The organism is Xenorhabdus bharatensis, assembly GCF_037996705.1.
In the GTDB taxonomy this organism is placed as follows: Bacteria; Pseudomonadota; Gammaproteobacteria; order Enterobacterales; family Enterobacteriaceae; genus Xenorhabdus; species Xenorhabdus bharatensis.
The window spans coordinates 1-223 of record NZ_JBBMXG010000108.1 but is presented as its reverse complement, the minus strand read 5'-3'; the positions used below and the strand labels follow the sequence as shown (position 1 = coordinate 223).

At 56.5% G+C, this 223-nt stretch carries 1 protein-coding gene; it reads left to right on the top strand.

Annotated elements, in window-relative coordinates; genetic code table 11:
* Nucleotides 1–223: toprim domain-containing protein (locus AAC855_RS21445; protein ID WP_340612146.1), on the top strand; the 223-nt coding region annotated here is incomplete at both ends.

Genomic DNA, 223 nt, shown 5'->3' with positions numbered 1-223 from the left:
TGAACTCCGGCAGGTGCATATCGCCTATGACAATGACAAGGCGGGCAATGAAGCGGCGGCAACACTGGCGGCAGAGTTGCAACTGATGGGGCTGGATGTTTGGCGGGTGGTGTTCCCGGAAGGCCGCGATGCCAATCGGTTTAGCTGCGAAGTGGCAAACCCGGAAAATGCCTTCGGTCAGTTACTTGAATCCGCGCAATGGCTTGGTGAACCCACGAAAACA